16 protein-coding genes and 1 tRNA gene are annotated in these 21094 nt (G+C 55.9%); 11 read left to right on the top strand and 6 right to left on the bottom strand.

What is annotated here, in order from left to right:
• Nucleotides 1–6 precede the first annotated feature (6 nt).
• The 3 genes from ABIE29_RS13185 to rarD form a co-directional block, all read right to left on the bottom strand.
• Nucleotides 7–1140, bottom strand: coding sequence for a hypothetical protein (locus ABIE29_RS13185; RefSeq protein ID WP_429619225.1), 1134 nt, complete (start codon nucleotides 1138–1140; stop codon nucleotides 7–9).
• On the bottom strand, nucleotides 1140–1856 hold the full coding sequence (locus tag ABIE29_RS13180; RefSeq protein ID WP_429619224.1) for a DUF4123 domain-containing protein: 717 nt from the start codon (nucleotides 1854–1856) through the stop codon (nucleotides 1140–1142). Before ABIE29_RS13180 ends, ABIE29_RS13185 begins: the two co-directional genes overlap by 1 nt.
• Nucleotides 1857–2258: 402 nt before the next feature.
• Nucleotides 2259–3137 carry an EamA family transporter RarD gene (rarD, locus tag ABIE29_RS13175; RefSeq protein WP_429619223.1) on the bottom strand — a complete coding sequence of 293 codons (879 nt, stop codon included), beginning with the start codon at nucleotides 3135–3137 and terminating at the stop codon, nucleotides 2259–2261.
• 138 nt (nucleotides 3138–3275) lie between these two features.
• Between rarD and alkB the strand changes: the two genes are divergently transcribed.
• Nucleotides 3276–3923, top strand: coding sequence for a DNA oxidative demethylase AlkB (alkB, locus tag ABIE29_RS13170; RefSeq protein ID WP_429619222.1), 648 nt, complete (start codon nucleotides 3276–3278; stop codon nucleotides 3921–3923).
• Here the strand turns inward: alkB and ABIE29_RS13165 are convergent.
• Complete coding sequence (locus tag ABIE29_RS13165; RefSeq protein ID WP_429619221.1) at nucleotides 3885–4841, bottom strand: LysR family transcriptional regulator; 957 nt, start codon at nucleotides 4839–4841, stop codon at nucleotides 3885–3887. The two genes, alkB and ABIE29_RS13165, sit on opposite strands and share 39 nt — an antisense overlap.
• A gap of 84 nt (nucleotides 4842–4925) precedes the next feature.
• On the opposite strand from ABIE29_RS13165, the gene ABIE29_RS13160 reads away from it, so the two are divergent.
• From ABIE29_RS13160 to ABIE29_RS13130, 7 genes are all read left to right on the top strand, one after another.
• Nucleotides 4926–5555 (top strand): alanyl-tRNA editing protein, encoded by a 630-nt coding sequence (locus ABIE29_RS13160; protein WP_429619220.1) that lies wholly within the window; start codon nucleotides 4926–4928, stop codon nucleotides 5553–5555.
• Nucleotides 5556–5692: 137 nt separating this feature from the next.
• On the top strand, nucleotides 5693–7318 hold the full coding sequence (locus ABIE29_RS13155; RefSeq protein ID WP_429619219.1) for a TIGR04028 family ABC transporter substrate-binding protein: 1626 nt from the start codon (nucleotides 5693–5695) through the stop codon (nucleotides 7316–7318).
• A 311-nt stretch (nucleotides 7319–7629) separates the two neighbouring features.
• Nucleotides 7630–8574 carry an ABC transporter permease gene (locus tag ABIE29_RS13150; RefSeq protein WP_429619218.1) on the top strand — a complete coding sequence of 315 codons (945 nt, stop codon included), beginning with the start codon at nucleotides 7630–7632 and terminating at the stop codon, nucleotides 8572–8574.
• A complete protein-coding gene (locus tag ABIE29_RS13145) occupies nucleotides 8571–9461 on the top strand; it encodes an ABC transporter permease (protein ID WP_161713635.1) in 891 nt (296 codons plus the stop codon). The genes ABIE29_RS13150 and ABIE29_RS13145 overlap by 4 nt, the downstream gene beginning before the upstream one ends.
• Complete coding sequence (locus ABIE29_RS13140) at nucleotides 9458–11101, top strand: dipeptide ABC transporter ATP-binding protein (RefSeq protein ID WP_429619217.1); 1644 nt, start codon at nucleotides 9458–9460, stop codon at nucleotides 11099–11101. Before ABIE29_RS13145 ends, ABIE29_RS13140 begins: the two co-directional genes overlap by 4 nt.
• Nucleotides 11098–12144, top strand: coding sequence for a putative FMN-dependent luciferase-like monooxygenase (locus tag ABIE29_RS13135; RefSeq protein WP_429619216.1), 1047 nt, complete (start codon nucleotides 11098–11100; stop codon nucleotides 12142–12144). The genes ABIE29_RS13140 and ABIE29_RS13135 overlap by 4 nt, the downstream gene beginning before the upstream one ends.
• A complete protein-coding gene (locus tag ABIE29_RS13130) occupies nucleotides 12141–13241 on the top strand; it encodes an alkylhydroperoxidase domain protein (RefSeq protein WP_429619215.1) in 1101 nt (366 codons plus the stop codon). Before ABIE29_RS13135 ends, ABIE29_RS13130 begins: the two co-directional genes overlap by 4 nt.
• Nucleotides 13242–13301: 60 nt before the next feature.
• Here the strand turns inward: ABIE29_RS13130 and ABIE29_RS13125 are convergent.
• A tRNA-Asn gene (locus ABIE29_RS13125) sits at nucleotides 13302–13377 on the bottom strand.
• A gap of 1026 nt (nucleotides 13378–14403) precedes the next feature.
• Between ABIE29_RS13125 and ABIE29_RS13120 the strand changes: the two genes are divergently transcribed.
• The 3 genes from ABIE29_RS13120 to nac all read left to right on the top strand — a co-directional run bounded on the left by ABIE29_RS13120 (nucleotide 14404) and on the right by nac (nucleotide 19372).
• Nucleotides 14404–14844: a hypothetical protein gene (locus tag ABIE29_RS13120; RefSeq protein WP_429619214.1), complete on the top strand. Its 441-nt coding sequence runs from the start codon at nucleotides 14404–14406 to the stop codon at nucleotides 14842–14844.
• Complete coding sequence (locus tag ABIE29_RS13115) at nucleotides 14841–18194, top strand: FKBP-type peptidyl-prolyl cis-trans isomerase N-terminal domain-containing protein (protein WP_429619213.1); 3354 nt, start codon at nucleotides 14841–14843, stop codon at nucleotides 18192–18194. Before ABIE29_RS13120 ends, ABIE29_RS13115 begins: the two co-directional genes overlap by 4 nt.
• A gap of 254 nt (nucleotides 18195–18448) precedes the next feature.
• The gene (nac, locus tag ABIE29_RS13110) at nucleotides 18449–19372 is read left to right on the top strand and encodes a nitrogen assimilation transcriptional regulator NAC (RefSeq protein ID WP_429619212.1); all 924 of its coding nucleotides are present in this window, start codon (nucleotides 18449–18451) and stop codon (nucleotides 19370–19372) included.
• Between the two features lie 32 nt (nucleotides 19373–19404).
• Here the strand turns inward: nac and ABIE29_RS13105 are convergent, their stop codons facing one another.
• Entirely contained in the window at nucleotides 19405–20862 is a 1458-nt protein-coding gene (locus tag ABIE29_RS13105) for an AMP nucleosidase (RefSeq protein WP_429619211.1), read from the bottom strand.
• Nucleotides 20863–21094: the final 232 nt, after the last annotated feature.

Here is a 21094-nt window from a genome sequence, read left to right as displayed (position 1 = left end):
CCTTGATTATCGGGCCGGGCTCATACCGGCTAAGCTATCCAACCCGTCCAGGGCTATTTTTGCTACGGAACCGGGTAGCACGATGTAGAGCAACAGCATCATGACCAATTCGCCTGCCGCTCCCCCGGCAAAATTGGCGATCTGTTGCGGTGTCAGCAGGCAAAAGTAGCTGTATAAGGCGTGGGCACAGATAAACATCAGTACCTCATCGGAGAGGATCACTAACGTATCGGCAATCTGTTTTCTGCCGGTGGCATACAGCTCTTTCATTTTCGCCACCCCCTTTTCGCCGATATAAGCCAGCATGGCATCCAGGTTCTCGCTGGTGATCCACTTGACGATCTTTTTGGCGGTCTCGTACAGTTCGAGGATTTTGTCGCGTAACCCGGCAAAAAATGCCTTGAACGCCTGGGTAAAGTCCACCTGAGAGCCCTGGGCTGCAAAAGCTTGCCAGGCGGCCCGCTGGTGTGTTCCCCACTGGGTTTCCAGCAGGTTGGCACACTTGTCGATCAGCTCGCTGTAGGCATCATCCAGCCGCTGGAGGTTACTTTCACTGCTGGCCTGGGCGTTGACGACGACGTGATAGGTGTACCCATCGTCGCACTCGGGCAGTGTGATGGTGGCCATCCCGTTATCATCGAAAACCTGCCCATCCAGCACCGTGATGTCCTCAAAGTCCGAGGACGCCATGTTGATGTAGTAAGGCCCGTACGCCTGGTTGACACTCATGTAGGCTATCTGCCGAAACTGCTCCGCGGTCATTTTCTTACGTTTGATGATCTTGAAGGGCGAACCCGCGATTGGGATATACCCCTTGGCTTCAAAGGCGTGTGTCAGGGTAATGGGTTGGTTAAGGGTGCACTGCATGATGCCGTTAAGCTTTTCATTGTCTATCCGCCTGGTGGCAATGACAAAGTCTCCGACCTTCACCTCCTGATCCATCAACAGCAAGCTGCCTAACAGCGGAAACTCTGTTGTATCGTGGTAGCGCGTCAGGCAATTTTTAAAGTTGCTGACGACCTGTTGATAACGCGTTTCAGGGGCCAGGGGGTCAGCAGGGATCGTCACCCGTTTGTTGTAATTCCCGTATGCGCTGTTGGTATACGTCGTCGAGTTGTTGCCATACCCATAATTACTCATCACTCACTCTCCAATGTGGTGACGATGCGAGCCATCAGCCCTTCACGCTGCCCATGGCTTTGCACCAGTAAATGTCGGATCTTCATCTCCAGCAGGGCTGGGGGAAAACGCCCGTAGAGATCGGCACGGGTTTCCTGCAATTGCTGTAATGCCTGGGCAATCACCGGCCCGGGATCCGTTGTCAGAAGTTGGTCAATCAGGGCCTGCGGTACCTGCCACCAGGGGCTGATCTGGGCCTGCGCAGTGGGATCCACCGGGCAGGTAAAACCCTCGCCGTTTACCCAGTAATCAGAGAATATTGGCAGGACATCGACCCAGTGCTCTCCCATATAACGCAGGTGTGCCGGCAGATAGCGCCCATCCCAATAGCGGAAAAACACCGCTTTGCCGCTGGGCATGATCACCTGCGTCAAGCCCGCAAGATGGGCCGCCAGGGCAGCCTGTGGTAACGGCGAGCGTGCCAGCCAGCCCCAGTTGCGTAAGGGAGTTTCTGCTGCCCAACGCAAGAACGGGCTGCCGTCAGTGAGTTGCACCAGCACCGGCATCACTTCGAACCAGTTGGCATAGGGTGTATTGGCGTAAAGCCCGTGCGGTGTGCGACTTCCGTCTTCTCGGTAATAGGCTTTGATACCTTGCGCACCGTTGGTATTGGCCAGTACGGCGTACAACTGTGTACCAGCCGTGTTCTTCAACCAGTTTTGTAGGGTCTGTTGCATCTCAGATCTTCCTTGACGACGACGCAAATAGTGAGTGTGGCGGTTGCTTAAATGGCAAGAGCGCGCTCGACATACCTCTTTCCGAATTAAAACGAGACAGAACTGGCGCTTTTGCCGGGAATATCATTAACATGTCTGGAGTGTATGAATTGCGTAGAGTAATAAGGATAAAATCTTGGAGCAACGTTTTCGCACAGTTAATGGAGAAAAAGTTGTTTTAAGTATTACTATGTTTTATGTTTAATGTTTTAAATATAATTTTTATTAATGGTTTTGGTTTGGCGGTAGGGGGTAAATCTTCAGATAGCATTGCTGAATTGTCGGGGCGAAGATGCTCGACCTTAGGGGCGCTGCAAGCTGCGCCCGTTGAGTTGCAAGCCGCGCCCCACGTAATGTTCAGGGTTACATTCTTCTGCGCAGCAGATGGCGCACACCTTCCAGCATCAACAGCATGACCGCCAGCCAGATCGGGATATAGGTCAGCCACTGGTTGGCGTTAATGGTTTCACCCAATAGCAGTGCGACGATCACCAGCAACACCGGTTCTACATAACTCAGCAAACCAAACAGGCTGAAGGGGAGCAGGCGGCTGGCCAGGATATAGCACACCAGCGCCAGCGCGCTGATAATGCCCAACAGCGGGATCTGCAAATACAGCAGCGGCTTGGCTGCGAGTGCCGACAGCGGTTCTGAACCACCAAGCGCAAACAGCGCGGCGACCGGCAGCATCAGCGTCAGCTCGCACCACAACCCACCCAGATGATCGGTGCCCAAGCGGCGGCGCAGAATAAAGTAAACCGGATAACCTAGCGCGACTACCAGCGTGGACCAGGAAACCCCGCCGACCTGGATCAGCTCATTACCCACACCAACCAATGCACATAGGGCCGCCATCTTTTGCAGTATGGACAGGCGATCGCGGAAAAACACCCGGCCTGCCAGCACCATGGTCAGCGGCAGCAGGAAATAGCCGAGTGAGACATCAAGCGCCATGCCGTGCAGCGGTGCCCACAGGAATAACCACAGTTGTACACCCAGTATTGCGGTGGTCAGCAGCAACAACAGCACGCGTTGCGGGCGTTGCCTTAGCCAATGCAGCATCTCCTTCACCCGCGCCCAGTCGCCGGAAAACAGCATAAACAGCGTCAGAAACGGCAGTGTCAGCAGGGTGCGCCAGCCATAGATTTCCTCGCCGTCGAGCGGGGTAAGCATTGAGGTGTAGTAATACATCACGCCGAACAGCAGAGAAGCGACGACGGATAGTGTGATGCCCTTGATCACCAGCGTTCCTGATTATTAATGGAATTTCTTGCGGCTACTCTAAGGTTATTTATGGCCAACAACAACGAATTACGCAGGGCTGGACAAGCGGCGTCAAGCGGTTAGAATTAAACCTGTATATTTATCCAGGTAAAGGCGATGACAATCGATCTGTTTGAAGATGCGCTGCCGCCACCCTGGCGTGAGGAAATAGCGCCGGGGGCAGTGGTACTGCACGGCTTTGTGCGCGATCACGGGCCGGAACTGCTGGCGGCAGTCAACGGCGTGGTGGCGCAGGTACCCTGGCGGCATATGACTACGCCGGGCGGTTTTACCATGTCGGTGGCCATGAGCTGGTGCGGCAACGGTTGGAACAGCGACAGTAATGGTTACCGCTATTCGCAGCGCGATCCCGGTACTGGCAAAAGTTGGCCAGAAATCCCGGCAATTTTGCTGGCATTGGCCGATGAGGCGGCCTTGCAGGCCGGGTTCGGTCATTACGTCCCGGATTCCTGCCTGATGAACCGCTACGATCCGGGCAGCAAGCTTTCGCTGCATCAAGATAAAGACGAGCATGACTTTACCGCGCCGATCGTTTCGGTATCGCTGGGGCTACCGGCTATTTTTCAGTTTGGTGGACTGCAACGCAACGACAGAACGCGGCGCATCCCGCTGGCCCACGGTGATGTCGTGGTCTGGGGCGGCCCGTCGCGATTGTGCTTCCACGGCATCCTGCCGGTGAAAGAGGGCTACCATTCGCTGGTGGGTTCACACCGCATCAATATCACCCTGCGCAAGGCGCTTTAACGCAGGTTCCTGGCCTAAACTGGCCACCAGATAATCGATAAACACCCGCAGCTTGGGCGGTAGATGCTGAGTGGGGGCATACAGCAGCCACAGATCGCCATGATAACTGCTGAGGAAATCCCACTCTGGCAATACCTGCACAATCTCACCGCTGGCCAGCGCCTGGCGGGCAGTAAAGTAGGGCAGGCTGCCGATACCGATATGCTGTTTCACCGCATCCAGCCGAACCCCGGTGTGGTTGGCGGCATAGCGCCCCCGCACATTGACCGAAACCGTTTTGCCGTTGCGGCGAAAGCGCCAGCGCGCGTCGCTGGGTGTCTCCCCCAGGTAAATGCAGCTATGCCCCGTCAGGTCTCGCGGGTGACGTGGCGTGCCCTGTTGGGCCAGATAATGCGGAGTAGCGCATAGCAAATGTTCGATGGTCATCAACGGGCGGCCGATCAGGCCCGGTGACGGGCGGTCGGTGATGCGCAGCGCCAGATCGACCCGATCGTCGATCAAATCCATGTAACGATCCTCCAGCCGCAGATGGACATCCACCTGCGGGTAGCGTCGCAAGAATTCTGGCATATGAGGGTGCAGGACAAAGTGCCCGACGGCCTTCGGTACGCTGACGCTGATCGTGCCCTCCGGTTGTGAGCTGCCCTGGCCGCTGATGGTCATTACGGCGTTGGCGGCATCCAGCATGCTACGGCAGCGCTGAAACACGGCCTCGCCTTGCTCACTCAGGCGCAGTTTGCGGGTGGTGCGGTGCAACAGCCGTACGTTCAGCGCTTGTTCCAACCTGGCAACGCTGCGGCTGGTGGCAGAAGGGGAACTGCCCAACTGGCGGGCGGCGGCGGAGAAGCTGCCGCTTTCCACCACCTGAACAAAAACGGCCATTTCAACCAGCAGTGCGGTGGAAAGATTTGTGCTCACAGCGCAAAGGTCCATTGTAGTGAAGACGGATTATCAGCCGATTATGGCACGAATATAATAACGGCGTTAACCAGGAGAAAGCCCATGACCGAACGACTTTATTATTATCACGATGATTTGCAGCTCCAGACTCAGGTACTAGCTTGCATGGCGCAAGAGGATGGCAGCTATGCGGTGCAGTTGGATGCCACGTTGTTTCACCCACAGGGTGGCGGGCAGCCGAGCGATAGCGGCACGATCGGTGGCGTAGCGGTATTACGTGTTGCCGCGCAGGGCGATCAACTGCTCCATTATCTGGCCGAACCTTTGCCTTGTGGCCCGGTTACGCTGGAGATTGACGGAGAACAACGCCACTTGCATACCCGCTGGCATTCTGCCGGACACCTGATTGGCTGGTTGGGGGAAAGCCAGGGCTGGCAGCCGGTGAAGGCGCACCACTGGCCGGGGGAAGGGCGAATTACCTTTGCACCGGGGGCACAGACAACAATGTTGCAACAGGATGACTTGCAGCAACAACTGACGGACTTGATCGCCGCCGATTTGCCGCGCAGGCAGCAGGAGCAGCAAGGCGTCCGTCAGGTCGGGTTTGGCGAACTGCCCGCTTATGGCTGTGGTGGCACCCACGTGCGCTCGCTGGCGGAGTTGGGCAAGGTGCTGATCACCGCCGTCAAGATGAAGAAAGGGCAGTTGATTGTGCAATATCAGGTGGATTGATGGGACGTGCCCAGCCACGGCTCGGCGCGTTACTGCTTTTTTCATCATTAGTTAGCTAAATTAGTTCGTTCAACTCCGTGCCGTTTTGGTTTGTTATCTACCCCATAACAAACCGACATAAAGAAGGCACGGCACCCATGTTTAATTTTCCTTTCAAGACGTTAACCAGCGGACTGGCGGTGGTATTAAGTGCTGCGGCTGCGGCAAGCCCGGCCCTCGCGGCGGTGCAGGGCGGCACTCTGATCTACCTGGAGCAGCAGGCACATACCAATCTGTATCCCCCTTCCGGCGGGTTTTACCCCAACGGCGGTATCCTTAACCAGATCACCGACAAACTGACCTATCAGAACCCGAAAACGCTGGAGATCGAACCCTGGATCGCCGAGTCCTGGTCCAGCAACCCCGATAAAACGCAATATACCTTCAAACTGCGCCCCGGCGTGACCTTCTCCGACGGGACACCGCTGGATGCCAATGCGGTAGCGAAGAACTTTGATACTTACGGCCTGGGCAATAAAGCGCTGCGCTTGCCGGTTTCCGAGGTGATCAATAACTATGACCACAGTGAGGTCATCGATCCGCTGACGGTCAAATTCTATTTCAAACGTTCATCCCCAGGCTTCCTGCAAGGTACGGCAACCATTGGCTCCGGGTTGGTATCGCTCAGCACGCTAAACCGCCAATACGATGAACTGGGTGATGCGCGCCATATCATCGGCTCTGGTCCGTTTGTGGTGAGCGGTGAAACCCTGGGGCGCGAGGTCGATCTCAGCGTACGCCAAGACTATCGTTGGGGGCCGAGCAAGCTGGTTCAGCAAGGGCGGGCCAATCTGGATGCCATCAAGGTGATCGTCACCCCGGAAGACAGCGTGCGGATTGGGGCGTTGCAGGCCGGGCAGGCGGACTTTATCCGCCAGCTCCAGGCTTATGATGAGAAGCAAACACAGGATCAGGGCTTTACGATCTATGCCGCGCCAACCCGTGGCGTCAACGACAGCATTGCCTTCCGGCCAGACAATCCGCTGGTGGCCGACATTCGCGTGCGGCAAGCGCTGCTGCATGCCACCGACAGCAAACAGATCGTCGATACGCTGTTTTCTGCCAACTATCCACAAGCCAAATCGGTGATTGCTTCCTCGGCAGCCGGTTTTGTCGATCTCTCTGACAAATTGACCTTTGATCTGGCGAAGGCCAACCGCCTGCTGGATGACGCCGGTTGGCAAAAGGGCAGCGATGGCCTGCGCCAGAAAGACGGTAAGAAGCTGTTGTTAACGGTGTACGAGTCGCTGCCACAACCGCAAAACAAGGCGGTGCTGCAACTGGTCTCACAGCAGTGGGGCAAGGTGGGGGCACGGCTGAATATCCTGGCAGGCGATGCGGGCAGCCGGGTAGCGGATAACCTCGATCCGCAGAAGACGCCAGCTTCGGTGGTCGAAGTGGGCCGTGCCGATCCCGATGTAATTAAAAGCCAGTTTTATCCCACCAATCGTGATGGCCTGTTGCAGCAGGGCGGTACCAGCCAGAATAGTAAATTCATCGATAACTCACTGAACCAACTGCTGCTGGGGATTGCCTCTGAAGTGGATCCGGCCAAGCGCTTGCAGATCGCCGGTGAGGCGCAAAAGTATCTGCTGGATCAGGCCTACGTGATCCCGTTCTTTGAAGAGCCGCAGGTCTTTGCCGGTGCTCCCTATCTGAAAGGCGTCAACTTTGAAGCCGTCGGGCGACCAAGCTTCTATGGCGCGTGGTTAGAGAAACGGTAAGCCCGAGCTGCTTGTTTCCCCTCACCCCAACCCTCTCCCACAGGGAGAGGGAGCCAGTTCGGTGTGGTGGTCAGGTGCAGTGTAAATCGAGGCACGGACAGTTCTGCCAATATGAGCACTAGTATAAAACGTGGCACGTTCAGTCCCCTTTCTGTGGGTGAGGGAGCCAGTACGCTGTGGTGGTCAGGTATGGAGTAAATCGAGGCACGGACAGTTCTGCCAATATGAGCACCAGTATAAAACGTGGCACGTTCAGTCCCTTCTCCCTGTGGGAGAGGGTTAGGGTGAGGGGCCATTTTGAGGAGCTAAAGATGCTGAAATACCTGAGTGGCCGAACCGGGCAGGCGTTGCTGGTGCTGTGGGCGGCATTTACGCTGTCGTTTATCTTGCTGCAGGTGCTGCCCGGCGACGCGATCCTGATTAAATTCCAGAACCCTGATATGGGCCTTAGCCCGGATCAGATCGCCGATATGCGCGCCGCCTACGGTGCCGATGTGCCCCTGTGGCAGCAATATCTGCATACGTTGGGGAATTTCTTGCGCGGCGACTTGGGTTATTCGATCCAGAACGGCGTGCCGGTGAGTGCCTTGCTGGCTGCCAACCTGCCCGCCACCCTGCAATTAGCCGTACTGGGTTTCACCCTGGCCTTGCTGTTGGCACTGGTCATTGCCTTTGTCTCCAATCTGATCGGCTTTGGCTGGTTGAAATCGGCGCTGCAATCGCTGCCTGCGCTGTTTGTGTCGGTTCCTACATTCTGGCTTGGAATCGTGTTGATCCAGATCTTTTCATTCCGGCTGAAGTTGGTGCCGATCATTAATCCAGGCGAGTGGGTTGGTCTACTGTTGCCGATCGCCACTTTGGCGATCCCCATCTCTGCCCCGCTGGCGCAGATCCTGATCCGCAGTATCGATAGCGTGCAAACGCAGCCGTTTGTGGCGGTGGCGCGTGCCAAAGGTGCCAGCCGCAGGGGGGTGCTATGGCGGCATGTGGCGCGTAACGCCATGCTGCCTGTGCTGACTATTGCGGGCATTCTGTTTGGTGAACTGATCGCCGGGGCATTGATCACCGAAACCGTATTTGGCCGCAGTGGCCTGGGGCAACTGACACAGCAGGCGGTCGTGAACCAGGACGTGGCGGTGTTACAGGCGGTGGTGATGATCTCTGCCGCCGCCTTTGTCTTCCTCAATCTGCTGGTCGATCTGCTGTTCCCGTTGCTCGATCCCAGACTGAAAACCTATGCAGGAGCGACCCGATGAGCAGTATTCCGTTGGAAAAATCCGTGATGCCGGAACGCGATCTGTCCGGTGGGGAAGCCGAAGGGAGTGTACGCACAGCCAGGCGCGCTCAGCGGCGTTATCCGCTTAGCCTGTGGCTAGCCTGGATCGTGCTTGGGATCGCTGTGCTATGGGCGATCGCCCCAGAACTCTTTACTGCGTACAGCGGCACGGAAGGGATTGCCGGGGCACAACGTCTGGCACCCGGTGGTGAACACTGGCTAGGCACCGATCCGCTGGGGCGCGATCTCTACGCCCGGATCGTCTATGGCGCATCGCACACTTTATCCGCAGCGCTAGTTGCCGTAGCGCTGGGGCTGGTTGTGGGGACGTCGCTGGGCCTGGTCGCCGGGGCTTTAGGCGGCATCGTCGATGATGTTGTGATGCGCTTGGTTGATGTTTTGCTGTCGATCCCTGGGCTGCTGCTTTCCTTGAGCGTAATCATCCTGCTGGGGTTCGGCACGGTGAACGCGGCGCTGGCGGTGGGGATCTCGTCGGTGGCCAACTTTGCGCGTCTGGCCCGTGCGGAAGTGCTGCGGGTGCGGCACAGCGACTACGTTGAAGCGGCCTACGGCAGCGGCGGGCACTTTTGGGCGGTGCTATGGCGCCATATTCTGCCTAATTCGCTGACCTCGGTGATTGCATTCTCTGCCCTGCAGTTTGGCAATGCCATTCTGGCGATTGCCACCCTGAGTTTTCTGGGATACGGCACGCCACCGCCCACGCCGGAATGGGGCTTGCTGATCGCCGAAGGGCGTAACTACATCTCAACGGCCTGGTGGCTGACTACCTTCCCCGGCCTGATGGTGGTTGCCGTGGTGCTGGCCGCCAACCGAATCAGCCATGCATTAGGGAGCGCGCGCCGATGAACCTACAGACAACCATTTCACCCGTGCCATTGCTGGAGCTGGATAACGTTTCCATCGCCTATCAGCAGGGCAACCGCAGCCAGCGGGTGGTGCACAACGTTTCCTTTACCCTTCAGCCGGGGGAAGTCGTTGCCCTGGTGGGGGAGTCGGGGTCGGGGAAAACCACCACGGCCCAGGCGATTATCGGCCTGCTGGCGGAGAATGGTCGCCTGGAGCAGGGGGCGATCCGGCTTAATGGCACCGATATTGCGCACTGGTCTTCACGCCAGTTGGATACGGTGCGTGGTGCGCAGATAAGCCTGATCCCGCAAGATCCCGCCAGTTCGCTCAACCCGGTTAAAACCATCGGTGAGCAGGTTGCCGAGATCATCAATATTCACCAACGCCTGCCACGCAAGCGGGTACAGCTTCGGGTTGTGGAGTTACTTACTCGCGTGGGGTTGACTCACCCCGAGTTGCGGGCGCGCCAGTATCCGCATGAACTTTCCGGCGGCATGAAACAGCGGGTGCTGATTGCCATCGCCATTGCGTTACGGCCCGCGTTGATTATTGCCGATGAACCGACCAGTGCGCTGGACGTGACGGTGCAAAAACGCATTCTCGACCTGATCGATGAACTGCGTCAGGAGTTTGGTACGGCGGTGTTGTTCGTCACCCACGATTTGGGTGTGGCGGCGGAACGGGCCGATCGGCTGCTGGTGTTTCGTCAGGGCAGGGTTCAGGAACAAGGGCAAACGGTGGCGGTATTGCAGGCTCCGGCGCATGAGTATACCCGTCGCTTGTTTGCCGATGTACCTTCGTTGGCCTCCGTCGCCCCACCGGCGCTCGTCCGTAAAACGGAACCGGCAATCGTCGTCAACGGCCTGGTGAAGGATTTCCGTTTTACTGGCAGAGGCGGGCAGACGTTCCGGGCGCTGGATCGGGTGTCGTTCAGCGTACAGCGCGGCACTACTCATGCGCTGGTCGGCGAATCTGGCTCTGGTAAAACCACCTTGGCTCGTTGCCTGCTAGGTTTTCAGCGGCCGGATGCTGGGCAAATCATCATCGACGGCGTCGATTTTACCCGGCTAAAGGGCGAGGCGCTGCGCCAGTTTCGGCGGCGTATCCAACTGGTCTATCAAAACCCCTTTGCTTCGCTCGATCCGGCGCAAACCCTGTATCAGGCGATCGAGGAACCGTTACTCAACTTTGAACCGGTTGCCAAGGCAGAGCGTTACTGGCGGGTGCGGGAACTGTTCGAGCGAGTCGCTCTGCCTGCCGAACTCCTGACGCGCAAACCGCGTGAGCTTTCCGGTGGCCAGCGCCAACGGGTCGCCATCGCCCGTGCTCTGATACTGCAACCTCGGGTGCTGGTATTGGATGAGGCCACCTCGGCGCTGGATGTCACCGTGCAGGCGCAAATCCTGCGCTTATTAGAGCAGCTACAGCGTGAGTTGGGGCTGACCTACCTGTTTATCTCGCACGATCTGGCGACGGTGCGGCAAATCTCTCACAGCATCTCGGTTCTGTGCCGTGGGCAACAGGTAGATGTGGGCACTACCGCCGAGGTGTTTGCCCGGCCCGGCAGTGACTATACCCGCCAGTTGATTGCGGCCATTCCTGGCCGTGCGATGTACCAAACTTTGAAGGATGCCTCATGAGCGCTAAACGTCTCGGTTTTTTTACCCGCCTGCTGGATAACGGCAGTGCTCAAGAACGTTACCGGCTGGCCACCGAGCAAATTGTCCAGGCCGAGCGCGCCGGGTTCGACACCGCCTGGGTGGCGCAGCACCATTTTCATCAGGATGAGGGCGGCTTGCCTTCACCATTGGTTTTTTTGGCTCAGGCCGCGGTGCATACCCGGCATATTCGTTTGGGGACTGGAGTGATCACCTTGCCGATGGAGTCTGCCGTTCGCGTGGCGGAAGATACGGCGGTGTTGGATCTGCTTTCCGGTGGTCGGTTGGAAGTGGGGCTGGCGGCAGGCGGAACTCCGTCTTCGTTTAGCGCTTTTGGGATTGATGCCGAGCGGCGCAATGCGGCGTTTAACGATAATTTACGCATTCTGCTGGACGCCTGGGGCGGTGAAACGCTCGGCAACGCCGCCAACCGTCTCTATCCGGACGCTTCCCAACTAATAAAACGCGTCTGGCAAGCTACCTTTTCGGTTGAAGGTGGGATCCGGGCTGGTAAGGCTGGTGATGGGCTGATGCTGTCACGCACTCAACCCAGGCCACCAGATGCACCAGATATGCCACTCGATGAGCTGCAAAATCCGATTATTGATGCCTATCTCGATGCGCTACCGCCAGGAGTAGAGCCGCGCATCATGGGATCACGCACCGCTTTTGTGACCGAAGATCAGAGCCGTGCACGTGATTTTGCTGCACAAGGGCTCAGTCGTGGATTGGAACGTTTGCGCGCCAGTGGGCATCAGGTGGTGGATGAGTCGCTCGACGGTCTGATCCGCGCTTTTGACGTGCATCTCGGTACGCCAGAGCAGGTGATCGCCTCGTTGCAACGGGATAGTGCGCTGGCCCGCGTCACCGATTTGGCGTTTCAGGTGCACTCTATCGATCCGCCCCATGCCTATATTTTGCGCTCTATTGAGCTGATAGCCCGTGATGTCGCACCAGCATTGGGGTGGCAGCGGCGCAATCCTGCCACGTTGGCTTATCCACATCACGCAGAGGAAAACGTATGACCGACACCCAGGATCACCTGACCAGACTGGCTGAAATCGCCCCAGACTCTCCTTTGGCACAGGCCAGAGCAATACGTCAGGCGGCAACCGAGGGGATTGAGGCCAGCTATCAGAGACTGTTCGCGCCACAGAATGCGGGCGCTTTCGAGATTGCAGAGCGCCTGCTGTTGGCGCAACGTATCAGTGAATGGCACGGCGATCGGCAGTTGGCGGCGCATTATGCCCAATTGCAGCAGACTCAGCCCGCTGACGGCCCACGCTTGCAGGCCGCATTGGATCACGCAGAACGCCTGGCCTTCAAACCCGCCGGCGCAGAAGCCAAGCACTTACAGGCTCTGCAACGGGCAGGATGGTCATTGGATGACATTGTCACGCTTTCACAGCTGATCGCCTTTGTCAGTTTCCAGAGCCGTCTGTTGTTCGGCTACCGCTTGCTGGCAGGATTGCCGGTAGCGACCAGCGGTCGTGCTCCCGTCCGAGCCTCCGCTTGGCGCACCGCGAGTCATACAGCCAGTGGCCGCCATGCACCGCTTGCGTTCACCAGCCAGGAGTTGGGATGGGAGCCCTGGATTGCTGCTAAACCCTTGGAGGCGTTTGATGAGCAGGGAAAAGCCTTGCTGACCAAGTTCGGTCACGCGGATTCCGACTATTTCCGCTTGTTGGCGCGCGATCATGCGGTGTTGGAACAGCGAACCATCACGGATCGGGCCATTTTCTACACCGCTGGTGGTCTTGCCCGCCAGGATCGAGAACTGGCTGCGGCGGTGGCCAGCAAGGTGAACGGCTGTATTTACTGTGCCTCGGTGCATGCGCGTAAAGCGGCGCAGTTATCCAAAAGGGCAGAAGAGGTGCAGCGCCTGCTGGATATCGCACCGGGAGGGAACTTGAGCGAAGGGCAGGGTGAGGATTGGCGCACGCAAATAGACTTTGCCGCAGCGCTTTCGGCCACGCCACCGCAGGCCAATGCCGCTCAACTTGCCGCGCTACGTGAGCAGGGGCTGGGTGAACTGGAACTGTTGGATCTGGTACAGGCGACGGCCTTCTTTGCCTGGGCCAACCGCTTGATGCTCACGCTCGGCGAGCCTTATGACGATTGAGTCATCCAGGGGTAAACAGCAAAAAGCCCGCTTAGTTGCCTAAGCGGGCTTTTCTAAATATGGCTCCTCTGACTGGACTCGAACCAGTGACATACGGATTAACAGTCCGCCGTTCTACCGACTGAACTACAGAGGAATCGTGTGAACGGGGCGAATAATAGCGGTGCCGATGGGGCTTGTAAAGCATGAAAATGCACAAATGTTCCGTTTGTCGAGCTTATGAGCAAATTGGTTTATTTTCCAGCAAGTTAAACTTTATTGTTGGCAGGCAGAGTGCAATCATTGTAGGCCGATCACATTTTGTGAGTGAATCCCGAATTTTGCGGGGAGCTGATATTTTAAAGGGTATTCCCGAGAAAATTCCTAATAAAGAGGTGGGGTGTTGTGAGTGTTTATTAGGATATTTCCTGCAATTATGCCAGATCACTCCTATTCATTGGTAGGGGAGCCAGTTGAAGCATTATCATTAAGCCCTGTATTTTTAACTCAATAATCAGAGCTCACCGGATAAATCTTTAGATTGCGCTGTCGCTGTAGAAAATCGTCCGGGTATGTGTGGAGTAAACCTCCGAAAAATGCGTTGTTAATAATATAACTATCTGTTTTAAATCATGGGAAATTGTCATTTCCATACGGAAAAATAGTCGCCTCCTGATAGCGGGAATATCGGCAATAATTTATGTATATTGTTGTTTTTTATATATTTTATTTTGTTTTTTCACGATTTTTTTAACGAAAAGAACAGGGCGAATGCGTTTTTATATGGGGGCGTATCCTTATCTTCCCGAGCGGCATGCGCCGTTTTTGCCCTGCCACTCGACGCTCAGGCTCGCTTGCAGAGTTGCTGGATATAAAAAATACCAGTATTATTTTGCACGTTCAATAAACGTCGTGGGCATGTTAAATCGCTGGCAAGGCGCATTATTGCGCCATGTAGGTCACCGATGAAGCCCGGTTAATTATTTGTTAAGTCAATCGGTTATGGTGAACGTTGCAAGAGTAGGGGCAATGAACAGCCATAGTATAGCTCCAGTGAATGTTTGCTACAGAAGAGTCTCACCTAATATCATTGCTGAAAAATGCACATATTATTTATCCAGGATATAGCCGATCTTGTCTGAGTTGACCTATCGGTAACGGAATTTTTTGAAAGGAATTTTCGATGATAAGCACCCAAAAGAACCTCTGTTTAGGCGTAATACTGTGCAGTGGTTTGCTGCTGGCAGGATGCCAGAAAACCGCACAGACCCGTTGGCAAGAAGACTCGAAAGCGACCACCGTACAAGCTCCCCCTCAGCAGATCAACGTGTCCCCGCAACCGCAACCGGCTGCCGCAGAAACCAAAACCAGCAAGATTGGCCTTTGCCAAAGCGAGTTGGCGTCACTCAAGCAGGTAAATCCGAAGGCTTACGCGGTCAAGCAGGCCAACTTTAACCGCCTGGTGAACAATGCCTCGGTTTACAGCGCGGTACGCGGCGATGTCAATTCGACAACTAAAGACACCCTTGATGCGTTGTACAAATACAAGACCAATCAGTTATGTGCCGAGATCGAACGTGACGTCCTGCAAGGCCTGATCCAGAGAGGGGAAAGCGTGAAATGAAACGCAGGATATATTGCGGTGCCTTGTTGACGTTGGCGTTGCCGCTAGGAGTCGTAAGGGCTGAGGAGGTCGTTACTGCCGATGCCCATGCGTTGAATTCACTGGAAGCGATCACACGCCAGGTGGATGAGGCTCCGGCACTACTGTTTCTGACGCCTTCACAACTGGATACAGCAGAACCTGCAAGACCCAACAATAGTAAACCTGCCAGTAGCAAGCCTAACGCACTGGCAAAGTCGGCGGATGAGAGGGGCGGTGAGCGTATTCGCGAGATGAAGACGCTGCAGGCAACCATCAATCAGCTGAAGGCCAAAATCACCAGCCAGGAAGCGGCTCTTGAGCAGTTGCGTAAGGCGCAATCTCAGTCAGCGGGCTCTTCTGCAGAGCTGGCGCGTCTGCAACAGGCTATTGATCAAAGCCAGCGGGAAAATGCGCGATTGCAACAGCAGCTTGCCGCACAGGCCAAGGAAAGCGATCGGCAGATGCAGCAGATGAAGCTGCAACAGCAGGAGCAACGTAACAGCTCGCAGTTGCAGCAGCAATTGGCGGCGCAAACCAAAGATAACGAAAAAAAAGCGCAACAGATCAAGCAACTGCAGCAAACGTTACAGCAGAATCAGCAGGCCATCGCCCAACTGCAGGATCAGCTGTCAGCGCGTAGCAAAGAGAACGAGCAAAAGACCCAGCAGGCGATGGCGAAGCTGCAAGAACAGCTGGCCGCTCAAACCAAAGACAGTCAGCAGAAAGCCGAGCAGGTGAAACAGTTGCAACAGGCCAGCGCCAAGTTGCAGGAGCAGTTGACGGCGAAAGCCAAAGTTAACGATGAAAAAGCGCAGTTGGCAGCACAGTTGCAGCAAAACCAGCAGGCATTGGCGAAGCTGCAAGAACAGTTGGCTGCCCAGACCAAAGAGCGTGAGCAGAAGGCCCAGCAAGTAGCACAACTGCAAGATCAACTGGCGGCGCGCAGCAAAGAGAACGAGCAAAAGACCCAGCAGGCGATGGCGAAGCTGCAAGAACAGCTGGCCGCTCAAACCAAAGACAGTCAGCAGAAAGCCGAACAGGTGAAGCAGTTGCAACAGGCTAGCGCCAAGTTGCAGGAGCAGTTGACCGTGCAAACCCAGGGTCTTGATGAAAAAGCCCAGCAGTTAAAACAACTGCAGCAAAACCAACAGTCGTTGGCAAAACTGCAAGAACAGTTGGCCGCTCAGACCAAAGACAGTGAGTTGAAAGCCGAACAGATGAAGCAGCTGCAGCAGACCAGCGCCAGGCTGCAGGAGCAGTTGACCGCGCAAACCAAAGATAATGAGCAGAAAGCGCAGCAAGTGATGCAACTGCAACAAAATAAGCAAACTGTCGCAGAGTTGCAGGCACAGCTAGTTATCCAGACCAAAGACAGTGAGCAAAAAGCCGAGCAGGTGAAACAGTTGCAACAGGCCAGTAGCAAGCTGCAAGAGCAATTAGCCGCACAAACCAAAGCCAATGATGAGAAAGCGCTACAGCTGAAACAGCTGCAACAAAACCAGCAAGAGCTGGTCAAGCTGCAGGCTCAGTTAGCTACTCAGGCTAAGGACAGCGAGCAGAAAGTGCAGCAGGTCAAACAGCTGCAGGAACAGTTAGCCGCTTCCAGTAAGGATAATGAGCAGAAAGCCCTGCAGGTGAAGCAACTCCAGCAAGGCCAGCAAGAGTTGGCCAAGTTGCAGACTCAACTGGCTGCACAAGCCAAGGATAGCGAACAAAAAGCGCTACAAGCTAAGCAGTTGCAGGAGCAATTGGCGCTGAATAACAAAGATTTCGTGCAACAAGCTCAGCAAATGAAGAAATTGCAGCAAGAGCTGCTGACGTTGGCGAAACTGCAAGATCAACTGACCGTGCAGACCAAAGACAGTGAACAGAAAGCGCAGCAGATAAAGCAGCTGCAAGAACAGTTGACGGTTTATGGCAAAGATAACGATCAGAAGGCTCAGCAGGTTAAACAACTCCAGCAAAGCCAGCAGGAATTGGTGAAGTTGCAAGAGCAGTTGGCCGCACAGACCAAAGACAGCGAGCAGAAAGCGCAGCAGATCGCTCAGTTGCAGCAGGCCAGTCAACAGTCGAACGCCAAGTTGCAAGAGCAGTTGGCCGCACAAACCAAAGACAGCGAGCAGAAAGCGCAGCAGATCGCTCAGTTGCAGCAGGCGAGTCAGCAGGAGACAGCTAAACTGCAAGAACAGTTGGCCGCTCAGACCAAAGACAGTGAGCAGAAAGCGCAGCAGATCGCTCAGTTGCAGAAGACCAGTCAGCAGGAGAGTGCCAAGCTGCAAGAGCAGTTGGCCGCACAAACCAAAGACAGCGAGCAGAAAGCGCAGCAGATCGCTCAGTTGCAGAAGACCAGTCAGCAGGAGAGTGCCAAGCTGCAAGAGCAGTTGGCCGCACAAACCAAAGACAACGAGCAGAAAGCGCAGCAGATCGCTCAGTTGCAGAAGGCCAGTCAGCAGGAGAGTGCCAAGCTGCAAGAGCAGTTAGCCGCACAAACCAAAGACAACGAGCAGAAAGCGCAGCAGATCGCTCAGTTGCAGCAGGCCAGTCAGCAGGAGAGTGCCAAGCTACAAGAGCAGTTGGCGGCACAGACCAAAGACAATGAGCAGAAGGCGCAGGATCTTGCCCAGTTGCAGCAAAAGCTGACCGAAGCCGAGAAAAAGCAAACGGCTGGCCCGTCCGTGGTCACGGAGCCTAAAACGCAGGTAGAAAAACGCGATTATGCGATCGGTACCGCGTTGGGGAACGATATCCTGGAATTGCTCAACAGCAAAAAGACGCAGGGGGTAGATGTGAACCGCCAACTGGCGCTGGCAGGGGTAACCGATGTGATCAATGGCCAGACCAAGTTGGCTAAAGAACAGATTGCCAAAGCCCTGTATGAAAGCGAGTTGGAGCTGAACGATCAGCATAAAAAGACCAAGCAGCAGAACGAAAAGCAGGGCAAAAGCTATGTCGAGAAGTTCAAAAAGCAGCCACGCGTCGTTCAGTCTAAGCAAGGCTTCTATTACCGCATCGACTATGTTGGCGATAGCGTGGTGGGTGAGGGTGATACCGTCGCCGTAGTGGTTAAGGAGAGTTTGACCGACGGTAAAGTGATCAAGGATATGGATCTGGCTGGCACCTCGATCTCGCAGCCGTTGAGCGACTATCCACCGCTGTTCCGAGAAGCGCTAGGTAAGCTGAAGAACCACGGTAACATGACACTGGTGGTGCCGCCTGAGCTGGCCTATGGCGACAAAGGCATGCCACCGGATATCCCGCCGGGTGCGACCATGGTCTATAACGTACGCATCCTGGATGTGATACCGGCCTCCGAGCAAAAAACTCAGTAACCCAATAGCAACCCCGCCAGACGATCGGCGGGGTTTTTGTCTGAACCATGCTGGCGGCTGGCAATGCTCCAGCGTGGTGCAGAGCCCGATTTTACTTCTTCCCCCCAGTCCTGCCTTATCGTTACCTTTCATTATTTTTTAATCACTTAGATTGATAATAAAGTGGATGTTCTACCTGGCCCGTTTTTTGCTGTAGTTGATATTGATGTAGTCAAGTTATCGGCTAATGCAGTTAACCGCAGGTAGGAGCTACGATGAATTTCAGACGCTTGAAGTATTTTGTAAAGATCGTCGATATCGGCAGCCTGACTCAGGCGGCGGAAGTGTTGCATATTGCGCAGCCCGCGCTGAGCCAGCAGGTTGCCACGCTGGAAGGAGAACTGAAACAGCAATTGCTGATCCGTACCAAACGCGGAGTGATGCCCACGGAGGCAGGCAATATTCTTTATGCTCATGCGCAAACCATTCTCCAGCAGTGCGAGCAGGCCCAGCAAGCGGTGATCAGCAGCGGGGAAACGATGGCTGGGCTGGTTGCAGTCGGTCTGGTGCAAGGCAGTGCGGCCTCGCAGTTGGCGCTGCCGCTGTTGCAAGCGGTACGCGATCGGCACCCTGGGATTTTGCTTAGTCTGAATGAAAATATCGGCAACGCGTTGAGCCAGCAGGTGGCGACGCACGCTCTGGATATGGCGGTCATGTACGGACAGAACATGTCACCGAACCTGAGCGTCACTGCGTTGGCGAAAGAAGATTTGTATCTGGTCGCGGCAAGAAGCATCCCCCATCCGGGCAACAGCATCGATTTATCGACGGTGAGCCGGTTTAATCTGTTTTTACCGCGTGAGGGGGACGTGGTGCGCGGCCTGATTGATGAGGCTCTGGCGTTGCGCCAGCTCACGGCGAATGTGATTGGTGAGATCGAATCCCACAGCATGCTTTGTGCCGCTATCGCTGGCGGAATGGGGGCGACGATCCTGCCAGAATCGATTGCCAGGGCGACAATCGGCCCGGCCAAGGCCTGGATGATCCGCCTCAGTGCTCCGGAGCTTTCGCTACCGTTGGCATTGGTGGTTTCCGGCCAAAAACCGCTCACTGCGGCGGCGGGAGCGGTGAGGGAGATCCTGTTGGAAATTACCGCCAGCCACCATCAGCCGGCGCGAGTGCTGGCTTTGGCGCTGTAGAGGCGCAGCATGCCGCGCCCAGCTCTTGTTTATCAGCGGAACGGCGGCTCGTTGAAGGTGCGCAGTTTGCGTGAATGCAGATGTTCACCCTCAGCCCGCAGCAGATCTATGGCACAAATCCCGATCTGCAGGTGCTCCGAAATCGCGCCTTCGTAGAAACGGTTGGCCTGGCCTGGCAGTTTGATCTCGCCGTGTAGCGGCTTATCAGATACGCACAGCAGCGTGCCATAAGGCACCCGGAAGCGATAACCCTGTGCAGCGATGGTGGCGCTTTCCATATCGACGGCGACGGCGCGGCTGAGATTAAAGCGCAGTGCGGAAGCCGAGTAGCGCAACTCCCAGTTGCGATCGTCGGTGGTGACCACCGTACCGGTGCGTAACCGCTGTTTTACTGCTTCTCCAGGCATACCGCTTACCGTTTTGGTGGCGTCATACAGCGCGCGCTGAACTTCCGCGATGCTTGGGATTGGAATATCCGGTGGTAGCACCGAGTCTAATACATGATCGTCACGCAGGTAGGCATGGGCCAACACGTAATCGCCAATCGACTGGCTTTCCCGCAGGCCGCCGCAGTGGCCAATCATCAACCAGGCATGGGGCCGCAACACTGCCAGGTGATCGCAGATGGTTTTGGCGTTGGAAGGGCCGACACCGATATTGACCAGCGTGATCCCCTGACCATCGTTGGCGATCAGGTGATAGGCGGGCATCTGGTGGTTCTTCCAGGCCAGATCGGACACCGTCTGCTCTGGATTTGGCGTTTCTGCCGTCACAAAGTGGCCACCGGCACAGGACAGCGCGATATAGGGGCTGGCCGGATCGGCGATCTGGCTACACGCCCAGCGGACAAACTCATCGACATAGCGCGTGTAGTTGGTAAACAACACAAAGTGCTGAAAATGCTCCACCGGCGTGCCGGTGTAGTGCCGCAGGCGGGCCAGTGAGAAATCGGTCCGCAGCGCGTCAAAATGGGAGAGTGGAAAATGGTTGGCAAAAGGAGACAGACCGTCTGCATTTTCATCGCCAATCTGCGCCAGTTCGGTGGTGGGGAAATGCTTGGTAAGCCCGGCACTCATGGTTCTGTCCAAGGCCAGATCGGAGCCGTCGATCACATAGGGGAAGGGGATCTCCTGTTGAGAGGGAACCACTTCGATCACGGCAGCATATTCACTGGTCAGCATTGCCAACTGTTCGGCCAGATAAGGGCGGAACAGCTGTGGCCGGGTGATGGTAGTGGTGTAGTTGCCAGGTCGGGTAAATCGGCCATAGGCGCGGGCTCTCGGATGATCGGGATGCTCACCATCCCAGCGTACGCGCAGTTCCGGGTAGGAGAACAGCCCCGAGGCACGGGCCTGTGCCTCGGGCAGGGTGCCATCCGCGATAAATTCTTTGATGGTTGTGCGTAAGGCGTTGACCGATGCGTCATACAGTACTTCGAGTTGGTCGAGGGCTTGCAGGGCAGTCAACGACGTATTTTTTGGGGTGTTCATTGTTTTTCCTCGGTTCTTGCGATATCTCAGCATAGCGTAAAGCGTTGGCCGAATGAATCTATCTGCTGCCGGACTGGTGCGAAGTGGCTATAAAGCCTGGGGCGCTGTATGGCTGACAAAACCTCAGTCGGCTTGTTATGTCGTGGCGCTGCATGCTGTGTCCACTTGAACCGGGCGCAAGGATAGCGTTCATTACCACAAGGTTCCTGTTGTTAAATCTTACCGTGCGCGG

It is taken from the genome of Serratia sp. 2723, from assembly GCF_050434425.1.
Lineage (GTDB): Bacteria > Pseudomonadota > Gammaproteobacteria > Enterobacterales > Enterobacteriaceae > Chania.
The sequence above is the reverse complement of the archived record's forward strand: the minus strand, read 5'-3'. Positions and strand labels throughout refer to the sequence as shown.